The sequence below is a fragment of the Nonomuraea sp. NPDC049684 genome (assembly GCF_044465345.1).
Taxonomy (GTDB): Bacteria; Actinomycetota; Actinomycetes; order Streptosporangiales; family Streptosporangiaceae; genus Nonomuraea.
The window spans coordinates 502,850-518,727 of record NZ_JBITLO010000004.1 but is presented as its reverse complement, the minus strand read 5'-3'; the positions used below and the strand labels follow the sequence as shown (position 1 = coordinate 518,727).

13 protein-coding genes are annotated in these 15,878 nt (G+C 71.5%); 9 read left to right on the top strand and 4 right to left on the bottom strand.

Annotated features, from left to right (window positions below; genetic code table 11):
- Positions 1–5 precede the first annotated feature (5 nt).
- Positions 6–1,079, bottom strand: a complete 1,074-nt coding sequence (locus ACIBST_RS16420) for a PLP-dependent cysteine synthase family protein (protein WP_397172416.1) — start codon at positions 1,077–1,079, stop codon at positions 6–8.
- 248 nt (positions 1,080–1,327) lie between these two features.
- On the opposite strand from ACIBST_RS16420, the gene ACIBST_RS16415 reads away from it, so the two are divergent.
- Positions 1,328–1,915 (top strand): sigma-70 family RNA polymerase sigma factor, encoded by a 588-nt coding sequence (locus ACIBST_RS16415; protein WP_397172414.1) that lies wholly within the window; start codon positions 1,328–1,330, stop codon positions 1,913–1,915.
- A 10-nt stretch (positions 1,916–1,925) separates the two neighbouring features.
- Here the strand turns inward: ACIBST_RS16415 and ACIBST_RS16410 are convergent, their stop codons facing one another.
- Positions 1,926–2,861: an anti-sigma factor RsbA family regulatory protein gene (locus ACIBST_RS16410; protein WP_397172412.1), complete on the bottom strand. Its 936-nt coding sequence runs from the start codon at positions 2,859–2,861 to the stop codon at positions 1,926–1,928.
- Positions 2,862–3,385: 524 nt separating this feature from the next.
- Here ACIBST_RS16410 and ACIBST_RS16405 point away from each other — a divergent pair.
- A complete protein-coding gene (locus ACIBST_RS16405; RefSeq protein ID WP_397172410.1) occupies positions 3,386–4,144 on the top strand; it encodes a polysaccharide deacetylase family protein in 759 nt (252 codons plus the stop codon).
- Positions 4,145–4,165: 21 nt separating this feature from the next.
- Entirely contained in the window at positions 4,166–4,816 is a 651-nt protein-coding gene (locus ACIBST_RS16400) for a DUF2461 domain-containing protein (RefSeq protein WP_397172408.1), read from the top strand.
- Positions 4,817–4,819: 3 nt separating this feature from the next.
- Here the strand turns inward: ACIBST_RS16400 and ACIBST_RS16395 are convergent, their stop codons facing one another.
- Together ACIBST_RS16395 and typA are read right to left on the bottom strand one after the other, a co-directional pair.
- Complete coding sequence (locus ACIBST_RS16395; RefSeq protein WP_397172406.1) at positions 4,820–7,258, bottom strand: hypothetical protein; 2,439 nt, start codon at positions 7,256–7,258, stop codon at positions 4,820–4,822.
- A gap of 300 nt (positions 7,259–7,558) precedes the next feature.
- The gene (gene typA / locus ACIBST_RS16390; protein ID WP_397172405.1) at positions 7,559–9,409 is read right to left on the bottom strand and encodes a translational GTPase TypA; all 1,851 of its coding nucleotides are present in this window, start codon (positions 9,407–9,409) and stop codon (positions 7,559–7,561) included.
- Between the two features lie 287 nt (positions 9,410–9,696).
- Between typA and ACIBST_RS16385 the strand changes: the two genes are divergently transcribed.
- The 6 genes from ACIBST_RS16385 to ACIBST_RS16360 are packed head-to-tail and all read left to right on the top strand — an operon-like array spanning position 9,697 to position 15,864.
- A complete protein-coding gene (locus tag ACIBST_RS16385) occupies positions 9,697–10,086 on the top strand; it encodes a hypothetical protein (protein ID WP_397172404.1) in 390 nt (129 codons plus the stop codon).
- The gene (locus tag ACIBST_RS16380; RefSeq protein ID WP_397172402.1) at positions 10,083–11,306 is read left to right on the top strand and encodes an NRAMP family divalent metal transporter; all 1,224 of its coding nucleotides are present in this window, start codon (positions 10,083–10,085) and stop codon (positions 11,304–11,306) included. Before ACIBST_RS16385 ends, ACIBST_RS16380 begins: the two co-directional genes overlap by 4 nt.
- Positions 11,303–12,097, top strand: coding sequence for a hypothetical protein (locus ACIBST_RS16375; protein WP_397172401.1), 795 nt, complete (start codon positions 11,303–11,305; stop codon positions 12,095–12,097). Before ACIBST_RS16380 ends, ACIBST_RS16375 begins: the two co-directional genes overlap by 4 nt.
- A 55-nt stretch (positions 12,098–12,152) precedes the next feature.
- On the top strand, positions 12,153–12,911 hold the full coding sequence (locus ACIBST_RS16370) for an AMP-binding protein (RefSeq protein WP_397172399.1): 759 nt from the start codon (positions 12,153–12,155) through the stop codon (positions 12,909–12,911).
- A 52-nt stretch (positions 12,912–12,963) separates the two neighbouring features.
- The gene (locus ACIBST_RS16365; protein WP_397172397.1) at positions 12,964–15,378 is read left to right on the top strand and encodes a LuxR C-terminal-related transcriptional regulator; all 2,415 of its coding nucleotides are present in this window, start codon (positions 12,964–12,966) and stop codon (positions 15,376–15,378) included.
- Positions 15,379–15,435: 57 nt separating this feature from the next.
- Positions 15,436–15,864: an AMP-binding protein gene (locus ACIBST_RS16360; protein WP_397172395.1), complete on the top strand. Its 429-nt coding sequence runs from the start codon at positions 15,436–15,438 to the stop codon at positions 15,862–15,864.
- Positions 15,865–15,878 lie beyond the last annotated feature (14 nt).

Below are 15,878 nucleotides of genomic sequence, written 5' to 3'. Positions count from 1 at the left end.
GGCGCTCAGCGCGGCAGGAACGCCCGCAGGCCGGCCAGGTGGGGTTCGAGGTCGAGCCCCTGGCCGGCCAGCCACTCCGGGTTGTCGTAGGTGCCCTTGTAGCGGTCGCCGCGGTCGCAGATCAGGGTGACGACGCTGCCCTGGACGCCCGATTCGCGCATCTCCCTGACGAGTTCGACGCACGCCGCCATGTTCGTCCCCGTGGAGCCGCCGACGTCCAGGCCGGTGACCTCGCGGGTCCAGTGCATGGCGGCGATCGAGCGGGCGTCCGGGACGGCGATCATGCGGTCGATCACGCTGGGCAGGAACGACGGCTCCACCCGGGGACGCCCGATGCCCTCGATCCGCGACCCCGAGGCCGTCACCGCGGGATCGCCGGAGACCCAGCCCGGGTAGAACGCCGAGCCCTCCGGGTCCACCACGGCCAGGCGGGTGGGGTGGCGGCGGTAGCGGATGTAGCGGCCGATCGTGGACGACGTGCCGCCGGTGCCGGCGCCCACGACGATCCAGGCGGGCTCGGGATGTGGCTCCATGGACATCTGGGAGTAGATCGACTCGGCGATGTTGTTGTTGCCCCGCCAGTCGGTCGCGCGTTCGGCGTAGGTGAACTGGTCCATGAAGTGGCCCCCGGTCTCGGCGGCCAGGCGGTGAGATTCGTCATAGATCGCCCCGGGGTCGGCGACGAGGTGACATTTCCCGCCGTAGAACTCGATGAGGTGACACTTCTCGGGCGACGTGGACGCGGGCATGACGGCGATGAACGGCAGGCCGAGCAGCCGGGCGAAATACGCCTCGCTGACCGCGGTCGAGCCGCTGGACGCCTCCACGATCGTGGTGGCCGGGCCGATCCAGCCGTTGGCGAGGCCGTACAGGAACAGGGACCGCGCGAGCCGGTGCTTGAGTGAACCGGTCGGGTGCACCGATTCGTCTTTCAGATAGAGGTTTACGCCCCAGTCCGAGGGAAGCGGAAAGACGTGCAGGTGAGTGTCACAACTTCGGTTGGCGTCGGCCTCCACCTTGCGGATGGCCTCCGCCACCCACCGACGTGTCCCCGTGTCGTGACGGTCCACAGATTCCATGTCCATACGCTATCCCCTGTGACTCTGACCACTATTCCTACGAAATTGGGTGGGTAGTGTTATGATAATGAGACTTGTCCGGCCGTGGACGTGACCACGCACGCCGCGAGCAGATGGACTACAAACCCCTTCTGACCTATGCGGACTCTCCTAACGCGTCCCTTACCTGGGAGTTGCGAGGATGAGGAACGCTGTCAGGCGGCTTGTGCCGAACGGGGGATAGCGCAAGGGGGAATGAATTGATCACTATGACCGATGAGCAGCGTCAGGACTGGTTCGAGCGCGATGTCGTGCCCGTGACGTCGCAGCTGTTCGCTTCCGCCATGCGCCTGACCCGTAACGCAGCCGACGCCGAGGACCTGGTGCAGGAGACGGTCGCCAAGGCGTACACGTCCTATCACCAGTTCCGTGAGGGCACGAACCTCAAGGCGTGGCTGCACCGCATCCTCACCAACAACTTCATCAACGACTACCGCAAGAAGCAGCGCTCGCCGAAGCTGTCGGCCGCCGAGGAGATCGAGGACTGGCAGCTGCACGCCGCCGAGTCCCACACCTCGACGGGCCTACGCTCGGCCGAGACCGAGGCGCTCGACCGGCTGCCCGACAGCGTCGTGATGAACGCCCTGCGCTCCCTGCCCGAGGACTTCCGCGTGGCCGTCTACCTGGCCGACGTCGAGGGGTTCGCGTACAAGGAGATCGCCGAGCGCATGGGGACGCCCATCGGCACCGTGATGTCCCGCCTGCACCGTGGCCGCCGCCAGCTCCGCGGCATGCTGGAGGACTACGCGCGGGAGGAGGGCGCCGTGCGCCTTCCCGCCCCCCGCGCCGCCGCCTAGGAAAGAGCCGCTAGGGAGAGTCCAGGGACAGACGAAGGCGGACGCGTAACACGCCGCCTTCGTCGCGCAGTTGCACCCGGTCGCAGAGCTGCCGGCTGATCCAGAGCCCGTACCCCCGCGGGGACTCGGGCTCCGGCGGTATGTAGCCCGGCAGGGGGTCGTCCAGCGTCCCGCCGGGATCGGCGATCTCGCAGACGAGGTCGCGCTCCTCCACCCACATCGTGATCGTGCCGAACCCGGCGCCGTGCTCGACGCAGTTCGCGGCGATCTCCGAGACGCTGAGCACCAGCGAGGAGATGAGGTTGCGGTCCATGCCGGCCGTCCTGGCGTAGTCGCCGACGGTCTGGCGCAGGCGCTTGAGCTCGCGGGCCGTGAACCGCACCAGGCAGGCCCCGGGGCCCGGCTCGGGGAAGGGCGCGTCGTCGCCGTCGAGCACCAGCTCGTGGGGCTGCACGAAGCGCCCGCTGGCCGCCTCGCCCCCCGACCCCAGCACCAGGGGATGGACGACCGGGGTGAGCTCGCGGACCGGTTCGGGGACGTGGCGCAGGTCGTACAGGCACAGCATGACCGACGGGGCCGCGGCCAGGGCGGCGTTGACCACCGAGTCGTAGCGGATGAGGTCCTGGATGCGCGGCTCGCTCAGCTCGCTCCAGACGGGCTCGCCGACCACCAGGGTGGGCCGGCCGCGCGTGTACTCGTGGTACGCGGCCAGCATCCGGTGGGGGTGGCCGTACCAGGCGCCGGCCGGGCGGCTGTCGATGCGCCGCGCGTCGCCGTCGAGGGCCTCCGCCAGCAGCGCCAGCCGGTCGGGGCGGTTGACGACCAGCACGCGCCGATCTTCGTCCAGCGCGGTTCGCACGCGCGGCACGACGAGGTCGAGGAAGGCCCGATCGGAGTCGTACGGTACCGCGACGTGCTTCAGCGACTGTGCCCGCTCACGGCGCACGGCCGAAACGTAACAAGGGCGGCCCGGCCGCGCAACGGCGGAAGTCCACCGATAACGTCGAACGGCCTGCGCGTGACTCCCCGGAGTTTCATGATTACTCCATGTCTTGGACACCTGATGCCCGTTGCTGGGTACATCTGTTGTGTACGGAAACGTCGGCAGGGGGTGGCGTGTGACCGAAGCCCGCGCGGCGGCGGAGAAACTCCAGGCGGAGCTGCACGGGCTGGGAGTCACCAGCGCGTACGAGGTGGGGGACGGAGCGACCATCTCGGTCTGGATAGGTCTCGTCGTGCACTACAGGGACGGTTTTTACCGTTGGCAGGAAGGTCCGGTTAAACGTCGTCATCTGGGTACGGATCCGGTTGGATGTGCCATGCGCGTGGCGCGCCGCTACAAGGAGCTGCACGCGGACATCCCACTCTGGTGGGACGACCTGGCCAGGGAACTACGGGGGAGACCGGTCCAGGACTATCCGTAAGGCCCCCGCGTGCGGTGTTTCGGGGGAAAACATGCGCATTTGGGCTTTGCCATTCGTCCTGATCGTTCTCGTGGGCTGCGCGGCCCAGCCGGTGCCGCGCCGGCATTCCGCCTTGATCCGGCCGCAGGTCAGTCCTGAGGTCCTGGCCAAGCGGCTGATCGCGCAGCAGGCCGACTGGCCGCGCAGCCGCAAGTTCGACTGCGGCAAGATCAAGTGTGTGGCCCTGACCTTCGACGACGGTCCAGGGCCCTACACCGGCAAGTTGCTCGACCTGTTGCGCCAGCGCCACGTCAGGGCCACGTTCTTCGTGCTGGGGGAGATGGTGGCCGCCGACAGCGGCGGCCGGATCACCCGCCGCATCGTGGACGAGGGCCACGAGATCGGCAACCACTCCTGGTCCCACCCGTCGCTGACCGGCCTGTCCCGCGAGGGGGTGCGCAACGAGCTGGGGCACACCGACGAGCTCGTCCACCGGCTGACCGGGGTCAAGATGCGGGTGATGCGGCCGCCGTACGGCAGCACCGACGACGCCGTCGCCGCCGAGACCCGCCGCGAGGGCCTGGCCCAGATCCTGTGGGACGTCGACACCCTCGACTGGCTGCACCGCGAGCCCGGCGCCGTGGTCAGGCGGGCCGACACCGCCAAGGCCGGGTCAATCGTGCTCATGCACGACATCCACCCCACCACGGTCGAGGCCGTGCCGAAGGTGATCGACACCCTCGCCAGGAAGGGCTACACGTTCGTCACGATCTCCGAACTGTACGGCCGCCCGCCCACGCCGGGCCGCACGTACACCGCACGGTGAGCGGCATGGCACGCTTGGGCCATGGCTTTCACCGGCTTTCCCGACGAGGCGTTCATCTTCTACGAGGGCCTTGAGGCGGACAACTCCAAGACCTACTTCACCCGCCACAAGCACCTCTACGAGGACGCGGTCCGGGCGCCCATGGCGGAGCTCACCGACGAGCTGGCCGCCGAGTTCGGCCCGGCCCAGCTCTTCCGGCCCTACCGCGACGTGCGCTTCTCCAAGGACAAGACGCCGTACAAGACCCATCAGGGCGCCTTCGTCGATCTGATGCCCGGCATCGGCTACTACGTCGAGATCAGCGCCGCCGGCCTGTACGTCGCCGGCGGCCGCTACACCCAGGCCCCCGACCAGATCGCCCGCTACCGCGCGGCCGTGGACGAGGACGTCACCGGCAAGCCGCTGGAGTCGATCACGGCCCGGCTCGCCGAGGCCGGCTACACGATCGGCGGCGACCGGCTGAAGACCAGGCCGCGCGGCTTCGACGAGGACCACCCGCGCATCGAGCTGCTGCGCCACAGGTCCCTGTTCGCGGGCGTCCGCCACGAGCCGGAGCCGTGGGTGCACACGGCCGAGGTGCGCGGGCGGGTCGAGCGGGCCTGGCGCGACTTCGCCGCGCTGATCGACTGGCAGTGCGCGCACGTCAGGGGCAGCGAGCTGCCGCGCCGCTGAGCCTCACCGCTGGCTCGTCGTGACCTGGTCGCCCTTCAGGATGCGGTCGACCGTCTGCCCGGCCGCCGAGCTGGCCGCCGTCGTGCCCACGGCCAGCGCCAGGGCCAGGGTCGGCGCGGCCAGGCTGCGCACGCTGCGCAGGTTGCGCACCCTGGCCCACGGCTCGCCGGCCAGGTGCATGATCCGCCACTCCCAGAACAGCCCGAGCCCGACGCAGACCATCATCACCTGGCCCACCACGATGGCCACGACCTGCGCCTTGTCGAGGGGGCCGATGTCCGGCTCGACCAGCGTCGACAGGTAGCCGGCCAGGCTGGTCAGCAGGGCCGCGACGGCCAGGTGCAGCGCCTTGGTCATCGGCTGGGTGCCTCTGACGCACGGGTAGAAGTAGCCGAACAGGAAGCCGAACGCGGGCAGGGTGAGCAGGTAGCGGCCGTCGAAGAGGAAGCTGGTCAGGTCCGCGCCCTCGGGCCGGCCGTAGACCAGCGCGAACGGCAGGCTCAGCAGCAGGCTGACGGTGAACGCCGACACGCCGTTGTGCCAGGGCGTGCAGCCGGCCGCCGTGGCGAAGGCGGTCTCGGGATGGCGGCCGTGCTCGCGCAGCGCCGACTCCAGGGCCTGCCGCCGCTGGTCGAACTCGGCCATCGACATGTCGGCGGCCAGCCGGGTCCGTCCCGCGCGGTACAGCTCCTGCTCGGCGAGCAGCAGCAGGCGCCGGTGCAGGGCCGCGCGGACGAACTGCCGGTGCTCCTCCTGCGTGTCCGGCTCCACGACGGACGCCGGCGGCCCGGCGAGCAGCCAGCGCGCGGTCAGCCAGGCCACGATCGAGGTGATGGCCAGCAGCGGCAGGGGCACGTCGATGTCGGCCAGCGTCGTGCTGCCGCCGGGCGTGATGTAGAGCACCATCAGCACGACGACCATCGTCGACTCGGCGGCCGGGTCGCGCACGGCCGCCACCTGGGAGCCCAGCCGCCACAGCCGCAGCACCAGCATCGCGAACCCGAGCAGCAGCAGCCCGAGCACCCCGCGGACCAGCGGGTCCAGCGGCAGGCTGCCGATCGTCGGGACGGCGGCCCGGGGCACGGCCAGGCTCCACGACCCCGCGTCCAGCCATTCCGTGGGCCAGCCCTGCACGAGCAGGCTCACCACGACCGCGCCCACCACCGCCCCCCGGCTCCACCGCCTGGTCGCCACGGTCACCGCCGCCACGGGGATCATCGCCCAGCTCAGCGCCAGCAGCAGCCGGACGCTGTCGGGCGGGTACACGCCGTCCAGCAGCGCCCGCAGCCACAGGGCCAGCGCCAGCAGCCCGACCGCGGCCTCGGCCCACAGCGCGGCCAGGCGGACGACCACCGGCCGGACCCCGAGGTCCACGCTGAAGCCGACCGCCGCGCCCGCCGCCGCCAGGGCCGCGACGGCTCCGCCGGTCAGCAGGACGCGTCCGGGGAGCTGGCCGTGCAGCCACGACCAGCTCAGCATGCCGAGCCCGACCAGCAGGCCGAGCCCGGTCACCGTGAGCAGGTCGCGGCCGGTCCAGGGCGGGCTGGTGGGCAGCACCCGTCCGGCGTGCCGCAGGGCCATCACCGGCACGGCGACGAACAGGATCACGTACCCGACGGGCGACCACTCCGCGGCGACCAGCGGGATCAGCAGGGCCGGCGCGGCGATGGCCAGGCCGACGACCAGCTCCCTGTTGGGCACCCGCTGCCACCACCGCCGGCCGAGCGAGCGCACCAGGAACACCGCCAGCGCGCACGCCGTGAGCACGCCGAGCGCGGTGGCCCAGGAGAAGTCGTCCTCCTCGGCGACGTCGGGGAAGCCGTAGGAGCCGGGGGCCAGCGTCAGGCTCACCGGGTAGGCGCCGACGGAGAACCGCAGCAGGCCGCGCTCCTGCCGTTCCGGCTGGATGCCCTCGACGCGCAGCACGGTCCACTCGCCGGGCAGCACGGTGACCGCGCGCACCACGACGATCAGCGGGAGCGCCGTCGGCGAGGTGAAGTCGAGCCGGAGCAGCCCCTCGACCTTGACCTGGCGCAGCAGCGTCACCGTGAACTCGGCCGTGACGTGCCCCGGCGAGGAGACGATGAGCGGCGCGAGCCGGGTGGTGGGCGCCAGGCTCTGGCCGTCCACCTTGAGTGCGCCGAACCCGGAGTCGGTCACCTGCGGCAGCGTGCCCGGGAAGCCGCCGCCCTGTCGCAGCGCCTCGGCCAGCGGGTCGTCGGGACGCATGTCCAGCCGGTGCCTGACGGTGATCCTGACCTGGCGCTGCCGGGGATCGATCCGCCCCTCGGGGACGGCGTCGAGGTCGGCGGCGCGGGCCGGGGCGACCGAGACCTCGGTGGCGGCCGTACGGGCCCATCCGGTCGCCGGGTCGGCGCGGGCGGCGGCGGCCGCCCACGGATTGGTCACGACGGTGCTCTTGGGCCTGTCGGACCCGGTCACGGGCCTGGCTGCGATGGTGCACCAAACAATCGCCCCGAACGACACCAGAGCCAGCCCGAATGACATTGCCATCCGGAGCTTTCCCACAATTGGGATGATTCTCCGGCATGCCGAAATGTTCTATGGCATAGGGTCACGGTGTTATCACAGATGGTCTCATGACCATGTTTCTTTACACCGTGACCCGGGAGAGGCGTTCCATCGCGCGTGCTCGGGCCGCCGGTTGACAGGCCCTTCTGACACGGAAACCGCGTGCCACCGGAAAAGGTGACACGCGGCCGCGGTGCGGAGAGAAACGAATCAGGCGCGCTTGGCGCGGGCGGCGGCGCGGCCGCGGGCGGCGGCGTCGAGCACGACCTTGCGGATGCGGACCGCGTCGGGCGTGATCTCCACGCACTCGTCCTCGCGGATGAACTCCAGCGCCTGCTCCAGCGACAGCGTCCGCGGCGGGATGACCTTCTCGGTCTCCTCGCTGGTGGACGAGCGCATGTTCGTGAGCTTCTTCTCCTTGGTGATGTTCACGTCCATGTCGTCGGAACGCGAGTTCTCACCGATGATCATGCCCTCGTAGACCTCGGTGGTCGGCGAGACGAACAGCGTGCCGCGCTCCTGGAGGTTGAGCATGGCGAACGCGGTCACCGGGCCCGACCGGTCGGCCACCAGCGAGCCGTTGTTGCGGGTGCGCAGCTCGCCGAACCACGGCTCGTAGGAGTCGAAGACGTGGTGGACCAGGCCGGTGCCGCGGGTCTCGGTCAGGAACTCGGTGCGGAAGCCGATCAGGCCGCGGGCCGGGACCACGAACTCCATGCGGATCCAGCCGGTGCCGTGGTTGGTCATGTGCTCCATGCGGCCCTTGCGGACGGCCAGGAGCTGGGTGACCGCGCCGAGGTACTCCTCCGGGCAGTCGACCGTCAGGCGCTCGACCGGCTCGTGCACCTTGCCGTCGATCTCCTTGGTGACCACCTGCGGCTTGCCGACGGTCAGCTCGTAACCCTCGCGGCGCATCTGCTCGACGAGGATGGCCAGCGCCAGCTCACCGCGGCCCTGCACCTCCCAGGCGTCGGGACGGTCGGTGGGCAGCACGCGCAGCGACACGTTGCCGACCAGCTCCTTGTCGAGCCGGTCCTTGACCATGCGGGCGGTGACCTTCGAGCCCTTGACCTTGCCGACCAGCGGCGAGGTGTTGGTGCCGATCGTCATCGAGATCGCCGGCTCGTCGACCGTGATCAGCGGCAGCGGGCGCGGGTCCTCCGGGTCGGCCAGCGTCTCGCCGATCATGATCTCGGGGATGCCGGCGATGGCGATGATGTCGCCGGGGCCGGCCTCCTCGGCCGGCTTGCGCTCCAGCGCCTCGGTCATCAGCAGCTCGGTGATCTTCACCTTCTGGATCGTGCCGTCGGTACGGCACCAGGCGACCTGCTGGCCCTTGCGCATGACGCCCTGGTGGATCCGGCACAGCGCGATACGGCCGAGGTAGGAGGAGGCGTCGAGGTTGGTGACGTGCGCTTGCAGCGGGGCGCTGGGGTCGTACGTGGGCGCCGGGATCGTCGACTTGATGATGTCGAACAGCGGCTCCAGGTCCTCCGAGTCGGGCATGCCGCCGTCGTCGGGACGGTTCAGGGAGGCGCGGCCGGCCTTGGCCGAGGCGTAGACGATCGGGAAGTCGATCTGCTCCTCGGTGGCGTCGAGGTCCATGAAGAGCTCGTAGACCTCGTCGACGACCTCCTTGATGCGGGCGTCGGGACGGTCGACCTTGTTGATGCACAGGATGACCGGCATCTTGGCGGCGAACGCCTTGCGCAGCACGAACCGGGTCTGCGGCAGCGGGCCCTCGGAGGCGTCGACCAGCAGCACCACGCCGTCGACCATGGACAGGCCGCGCTCGACCTCGCCGCCGAAGTCGGCGTGGCCGGGGGTGTCGATGATGTTCAGGGTCATGCCGCCGTGCTGGACGGCGGTGTTCTTGGCGAGAATGGTGATGCCCTTCTCGCGCTCCAGGTCGTTGGAGTCCATGACCCGGTCGTCGACGTCCTGGTTCGCGCGGAAGGCCCCGGACTGCCAGAGCATGGCGTCGACCAGTGTGGTCTTGCCATGGTCGACGTGCGCGATGATCGCGATGTTCCGCAGGTCGTCGCGGCTGTTCAAAGGCATGATGACTTCTCGCTCTGTGTCGTGGGGGCGGCCGCGCGAAGTCGCGACCCACCAAGTCTAGTTGATCCCCTCTCGTGACAAGAGCGGGACAAGGCGTCTGCGGCGCTGTAGGGGTGAACGCGCCGGCCGGCGCGTCTGATTCCCGGCGTCCGGCATGGATCACGGGCGGCAGGGCAGGGAGCGACCGTGAGGGACGAAGGACTGGTGCTGCTCCTCGCGTGGGGGCAGTTCGCGGTGCTGCTCGGGCTGCTGGCCTACTTCCTGCTGCGGGGCCGTACGTGAGGCGGGTGGCGGCCCTGCTCGTGCTGCTCGTGGCCGCGGCCGGCTGCGTGAGCCCCGCGTGGGACGACCACGACTACGCGCTCAAGGCCGAGCAGTCGGACGAGAGCGTCTCCTCCACCATCCGGATCGTCCGCCTGGCCGTCCAGAACTCCCACCGGCTGACCAGGCCGTACCTCAAGGTCGTGCTGACCGACGCGGCCGGCGAGCTCGACGCGGTCGGCGACCAGTTCGGCGGGGTCCAGCCGCCCTCCGAGCGCTCCGACGAGCTGCGCGACCGGCTGCTCGACCGGATCCAGCGGGCCGAGGAAGTGGTGGACGACCTGCTCATCCAGGTACGCCGGGACCGGATCAAGGACCCCGCCCAGGCGGTGCGGGAGCTGGAGGCGCTGGGGTGAAGAAGCTCTTCGCCGTCACGCTCGGCATCCTCAGCGCCGTCGGCGGCTTCGTGGACATCGGCGACCTCGTGGCCAACTCGCTGGTCGGAGCCCGGTTCGGGATGTCGCTGGCGTGGGTCGTGGTGGCCGGCGTGGTGGGCATCTGCCTGTTCGCCGAGATGTCCGGCAGGATCGCCGCGGTCTCCGGCCGGCCGGTCTTCGACCTCGTCCGCGAGCGGCTCGGACCGCGGGCGGGGCTGCTCAACCTGGGGGCGTCGTTCTTCATCAACCTGCTCACGCTGGCCGCGGAGATCGGCGGCGCGTCGCTCGCCCTGGAGCTGGCCACCGGCGTCAACTACCTGCTGTGGGTGCCGGGGGTGGCGCTGGTCGCCTGGCTGGTGATGTGGCGGGTCAGATTCGAGACCATGGAACGGGTGTTCGGGCTGGCCGGGCTCGCGCTGGTGGTGTTCGGGGTGGCGGCGTGGCAGCTCGGCCCCGACTGGGGGCAGCTGGGCGGCCAGCTCGCCTCGCCGCCGCAGGCCGAGGGGGCGGCGACCTACTGGTACTACGCGGTCGCGCTGCTCGGCGGCGCGATGACCCCGTACGAGGTGTTCTTCTTCTCCTCCGGCGGCGTCGAGGAGCGGTGGACGCGCAAGGACCTGGTGACCGCCCGCGCCAACGTGTTCATCGGCTTCCCGCTCGGCGGCATGCTGTCGCTGACCATCATGGTCTGCGCCGCCGCGGTGTTCCTGCCGGCGCAGGCCCAGGTGGAGTCGCTGGCGCAGATGGTGCTGCCCGTGGGCGTCGGGCTGGGCAAGGTCGGGCTGGCGATGGCGATCATCGGGGTGTTCGCGGCCACGTTCGGCGCGACGCTGGAGACCGCGCTGTCGTCGGGGTACACGCTCAGCCAGTACTTCGGCTGGCGGTGGGGCAAGCGGGTGCGGCCGAGGGACGCCGCCAGGTTCCACGTCGTGGTGCTGGTCGCGGTCGTGCTGGCCGCGGCGCTCATCCTGACGACCGTCGACCCGGTCATGGTGACGGAGTACTCGCTGGTGTTCTCGGCCGCCGCGCTGCCATTGACGTACCTGCCCGTGCTGATGATCGCCAACGATCCCGACTACATGGACGACCGGGTCAACAGCCGGTTCACCAACGCCGTCGGGACCGCGTACATGATCCTGCTGTCGGTGGTCGCGGTGGCGGCGATCCCGCTGCTGATCGCCACGAAGGCGGGCCAATGAGGGCCCGGGAGCTCCACGCCGACCTGCACCTGCTCGACCGGCAGGTGGTCGGCGCGGACGACGGCGAGCCCGTGTGCAAGGTGGACGACCTGGAGCTGGCCGGCGACCCGCCGTACGTGGCGGCCGTCCTCGCCGGGCCGCTCGCGCTCGCCCCCCGCGTCGGCGGACTGCCCGGCTGGCTGATCAGCTCGGTGACCACGCTGTTCCGGCCCGAGGAGCACCCGCAGCCCCGGCGCGTCCCCATGCACCTGGTCACCGAGATCGGCAGCGCGATCAAGGTGAGCGGCGAGCTCGCCGAGCCCGCACTCGAACGCTGGGCGCGCGAGAACGTGATCGCCCGGATCCCCGGCAGCGGCGGCGAGCGCCGGCCCGGGGGAGAGGTCGTGCACGCCGCCGGCCTCGCCCCGCGGATCAGCTGGTTCAAGGGCCGCACCGTGACCGACGCGGCCGGCGAGGTGGTCGGCAGGGTCGCCGACGTGCGGCTGCGCCAGGACGGCCCGCTGCTCATGGGCGTGCAGAACGCGTTCCGGGTCAGCGACCTCATCGTCGTGCCGCGCCGCACCGGCAAGCTCTTCGGGTACGAGCGCGGCCCTGGCGGCCGGGCCCCCTGGCTGGTCCAGGCTGTGATCAGGCACCGGCTCAAGGGCAGCAGGCTGGTGGCCTGGGAGCAGCTCGCCTGGGAGGGCGGCTCCTGGTCGGAGGAGCCCGGCGCCGGCCTGCGCCTGAACGTGCCCGCCGACCGGCTCGCCCCCCTCACCGAGCTGTACGAGCGCGAGCCGGGACGTACATAGCAGGTTGCACATTTGTGTGCATGGCAGGAGCCCTCGCGGTCCCTACATTGTCGTCATGACGTGGACAGAGCTGGTTATGGGCTCGGCACCGAGCAAGGGCGACCAGCCGGCGGTGAGCGACGTCAGGACCGGCGAGGTGCTGTCGTACGCGCAGTTCGCCAGGCGGGTCACCCGCGCGGCGGGCGGGCTGCGCCGCGACGGGCTGGCCTTCGGCGACCGCGTCCTCATCGACCTGCCGCTCGGCGCGTCGCTGGCGGTGGCGGTCCACGCGGTGGCCTGGGCGGGCGGCGTCGCCGTGCTGGGCGGCCCTGGTCCGGTCCGCATGGTGATCACCCGCGGCGCCCGCGAGCCCGGCGGCGCCGCCGCGGACCGGGTCGCGGACCGGGTCTACGCCTTCCGCCCCTCGCCCGGCGCGCTGCCGTTCGCCGGGCTGCTCAACGCGAGCCCGGTGGAGTTCGGCCCGCTGGCGGGCGCGGCGCTGGAGCCGGGCGGCGGCCGCGTGCTCGACCACGGGGAGCTCGCCGCCGACCTGCGCAACCTGGCCGCCCGCCTGGTGGTCGGCAAGGACGACGTCGTCGTCAACGCGGCCGGCGACCTGCTCAAGGGGCTGCGGGTGCTCGATCTGGCCCTGATGTCCGGCGCCCACGTGGTGATCGCCGCCAACGAGCCGACCGTCATCGGCTGCCGGGTGCTGGCCGCCGAGCGCAGGGCCACCATGGTCGTGGCGCCCTACGACGTCGCCAGGCGGCTGCTGGGAAACCCCATTCTGCGCGTTGTGGACGAAAGGGCGATCGTCAGCTCGCTTGGCCTGTGAAAAGTGCGACACTGTGGAAGAGTGTGATCCTTCGGCGACGCAGGGTGAACACATGCCAGAGGCCCCCCGGCACAATCTTCCAGCAGAGCCCAATCGGTTCGTGGGCCGCGAACGCGACCTCGACGACCTGCGCGGGCTGTTCGGCGAGACGCGCGTGGTCACGTTGTGCGGCGTCGGCGGCATCGGCAAGACCCGGCTGGCCCTGCGAGTGGCCGCCGGGCTCGTGGGCGGCTATCCGGGCGGGGTGTGGCTGGTCGAGCTGGCCCGGGTCAGCCGTCCTGAGCAGATCGTCCAGGAGATCGCCCGGGTGCTGCGGGTGCGCGAGGAGAGCGGGCGTCCGCTGCTCGACACCGTCACCGCCCGGCTGCGCGAGCTGCGCTGCCTGCTGCTGCTCGACAACTGCGAGCACCTGGTCGACGGGTGCGCCGAGCTGGCCGCCGAGCTGGTCGCCTGCTGCCCCCGGCTGAGCATCCTGGCCACCAGCCGGGAGCCGCTGCGCATCGCCAGCGAGCTGATCTGGCGGGTGCCGCCGCTCGACCTGCCCGAGATGGGGTACGCCGACGCCGAGTCGGTGCAGCTGTTCATGGACCGGGCCGCCGCCGCCGGCACCCGGCTCGGCCCCGACAGCCTGCCCGACGTGGTCCGCCTGTGCCAGGCGCTCGACGGGCTGCCCCTGGCCCTGGAGCTGGCGGCGGCCCGTACGAGCCTGCTCAGCCCCGGGCAGATCGCCGACCGGCTCGACGACCGGTTCTCGCTGCTGACCACGGGCGGCCGTACGGCCCCCGCGCGGCAGCGCACGCTGCTGGCCACCGTCGACTGGAGCTACGACCTGCTGTCGGCCAAGGAGCAGGTGCTGCTGCGCCGGCTGTCGGTCTTCGCCCGCGACTTCGACCTCGACCTGGCCGAGCAGGTCTGCGCCGAGCGGCCCATCGCCCGGGACGAGATCGTCGACCTCCTCGGCGGCCTGGTCGACAAGTCCCTCGTGCTGTGCGACGAGGAGCGCAGGCGCTACCGCATGCTGGAGACGATCAAGCGGTACGCGATGAAGCGGCTGGAGCGGGCCGGCGAGCGCGAGGACGTCCGCGAGCGGCACCTCACCGTCCTGTGCGACCTCCAGGAACGCCACTTCACCACCGAGATGGTCCGGCCGGGCGTGCCCTGGCCGGAGCGGCTGGAGTGCCTGACGGCCAGCAAACAGCTCCTCGACGACCAGCGGGCCGCCCTCGACTGGGCCGCCGAGTCCGGCAACGCGCGGCTGGGCCTGCGCCTGTGCGCGGCCAGCACCGCCCTGCTGCCCATCTCCGGCAACCTGACCGAGATCGTCGGCTGGATCGAGCGGCTGCTCTCGCTCGACCTCGAACCCGTGCCCGAAGAGCAGGTCGCGCAGGGCAAGGCGTACCTCGCCTACGGGCTGGAGGCCCGCGACGAGCTCAGCCGGTCGCTGGAGGTGGCCACGCAGAGCCTGGCGGGCCTGGGCGAGGAGAACAGGTTCACCCGCTGCGTCATGCACAGCCTGGTGGTCGTCGTCCTGCTCCGCATGGGCCGCATCGACGAGGCGCTGCACCACGCCGAGCGGGGCCTGGCCGAGGCCACCGAGTCGGGTGACGCCTGGAACCAGGCGGCGGGGCTGGCCGGGCTGTCGGCGGTGGCGCTGACCAGGGGCCGGCTGCGCGAGGCCCAGCGGCTGGGCGACGAGGCCCTGGCGCGGGCGCGCGAGCACGGCCACCGCTGGCTCATGGCCAGGATGGCCGCCCAGCTCGGCGCCGTGGCCGAGGCCCGCGGCGACCTGGAGACCGCCAAGTCCCGCTACGAGCTGGCCGTCCCGTGGCTGTGCGAGCTGGGCAGCGACTCCGACCTGGCGCGCTGCCTGGCCAGGGTGGGCCGGGTGGCGGCCATGCTGGGCGAGTTCGCCGCGGCCAGGGAGCGGCTGGCCGGCAGCCTCGCGCTGAGCCGGCAGACCGGCCAGCGGCAGGGGGTGGCCCGGTGCCTGGCCGGCCTGTCGGTGCTGGCCGAGCACGAGGGCGACCTCGACGGCGCGGTGCTGGCCGCCGCCGCCGCGGCCACGCTGCGCGAGTCGATCGGCCAGCACTCGGCCACGATCCGGATCGAGGAGCTGCTCTCGCGCGCCCGCGCCAAGCTCGGCGAGGGCCGTACGGCCTCCCTGTGGTCGCGCGGCCGGGCGATGAGCCCCGACGCCGCCGCCCGCCAGGTGCTGGCGGGGGAGCGGCCCGCGGCGCCGCCGCCCGTGCCGGCCGAGCCGGTCAGGCACTCGCTGCTGACCGTGCGCGAGCTGGAGATCGCCGGCCTGCTCACCCGCGGCCTGTCCAACCGGGCCATCGCCGAGGAGCTGGTGATCAGCCCGGCCACGGTCGCCCGGCACATCGCCAACATCATGGAGAAGCTGGGGTACACCTCGCGCGCGCAGATCGCGGTGTGGGCCGCCGAGCACCCCAGCGCTTCTGCATAGGGATCTGCATATTCCGCCCCATGTAGGCACGTGACCCCCCTCCCTACCGTGGACGCCATGGATGAGCACATCGTCATGGTGGACTCCGGCACGGGTGTGGAGTTCACCGAGAAGCAACTGGACGAGCGGTCGGCGATCGCGACCGCCCAGTTGCGGCGCAGAGGGGTGCGCGCGGGCGACACGGTGCTCGTCTGCCTGCCCGTGGGGCCCGACCTGCTGGTGGCGGCGGACGCGGTGATCGCGGCGGGCGGCGTCGTCTGGCCGGTGCCCGCCGACCTCGGCCGCGCCGGGCTGGGCGAGCGCATCCGGGCCAGCGGCGCGCGGGTGATGATCTCGGACGTGCCGGAGGCGCTGGAGGCGGCCGAGGAGTCGCGGGTGCGGATCGTGATGAGCGTGGCCGAGCTGGGCGGACGGCATCCGTATCCGCTCGGTCGCGGACAGTCCACGGAAAGTGATCGCACGAGGTCGGCCGGGGGTGGAGACTGAGCGGACCTGTGATC